Below are 1,354 nucleotides of genomic sequence, written 5' to 3'. Positions count from 1 at the left end.
AGAATGGTTGGATACGTTGCATCTCATACGGGCCATTGGCTCTTTTGCAATCCTATTCTACAATTAGACCTGCTCAGCAATTCCGTCAAGAACACATCCCGTAAGGATAAAGCAGCATAAGTCTGATGTCCAGACCCAAAAAGATTGAAGATCTGCTTCAGAGGGCGAGGATCAGACGATATACTTTGTAACTATAAAGCTGGCCTTCATGTGGGTTCTGGTACAGATTGTACAAAGCAGGGTTAGATGATGCACTTTATTGGCATAGACCTGGCCTGGAAAATGTCTGACAGTCCCTCCTCGGGAGTTCCCCGTTCCGCCTGCGTGGCCCTGGGCCAGGCAGGCCACATCTGCTCTGCCGCTCTTGTTCATACTGATGAAGAGATTCTTAGTTTCATAACCCAGTTTGCAAAGGAAGAGCTGCTAGTACGAGGATGGAGATGGCTGCTGGGTGCTTTTCCCAGTTTTGTAGCCCGATTTGCAAAAGAAGACCTGCTCGTAGGCATCGATGCCCCCCTACGTATTCCGACACAACAGCCCAGGAGGCGAAAGGTGGAACGAATCCTGGCCAGATTGGGAATGCCGGCGTTTACTCCCAACCCCGCCTGGTTGAAAAGGATATTCGGGGGAATCCGGGGAGAAGTTCTGGTAGAAAAACTTCGGCAACTGGGCATACTCTATCAGGTCCGAGTTAATAAAGAAAAGCCCTGTCGGGTAGTCAGTGAGGTATATCCTACGGCCACTCTGAAAGTATTATATTGGGAGCACAGCCAGGGTTGGACTGGAGAACTGCTGGAGGAAGATGAGTTTTGGAAGAAGTTCCGTAAGATATCAATACCCCCCTACAAACGCCGCTGTACAGTGGAGGCGAAGGCCGGGAATCTGAAGAGCAATTTGGCTCTAATGGAAAAAATACCAGGGCCACGCCTTCGGATCAGAGATATTCTTTCATGCTTTTCAGGTGCAGAGAATTGGCCACAGAACAGCGAGGAAATAGGAGCTCATCTTGGGCACATTCGCCTCAATCAGTTGGGAGATCTTCTGGACGCTACTCTCGCTGCTTATACCGTGTGGCGCTACTGGCACTTGGGAGAGGTAAAAAGCTGTATAGTGGGTACTGGAGAGGATGGTTTTGTGCTTCTTCCTTGCGACAGCAATCTAAAGAGGAGGATAGAGCTCGTCAATGACCCAACCTTTGCAGTAAATCGCTATTGATAAAAGTTCTTTGCGAGAGTAACATAAGAGGAACTCTATTGACACTCCCCAGCACTAAAGTGCGGGGATTTTAAAGTTACCTTTAGCAACACAGGTGCCAGTTGAATCTGACGCCTGAGGCGGGTGCCATAACCGCTAC

At 49.0% G+C, this 1,354-nt stretch carries 1 protein-coding gene; it reads left to right on the top strand.

The features are described 5' to 3' along the window. Positions 1–246 precede the first annotated feature (246 nt). Entirely contained in the window at positions 247–1,215 is a 969-nt protein-coding gene (locus tag HW443_RS11310) for a DUF429 domain-containing protein (protein WP_176235309.1), read from the top strand. Positions 1,216–1,354 lie beyond the last annotated feature (139 nt).

This window comes from Candidatus Hakubella thermalkaliphila (assembly GCF_013281975.1).
Lineage (GTDB): Bacteria > Actinomycetota > Humimicrobiia > Hakubellales > Hakubellaceae > Hakubella > Hakubella thermalkaliphila.
The sequence above is the reverse complement of the archived record's forward strand: the minus strand, read 5'-3'. Positions and strand labels throughout refer to the sequence as shown.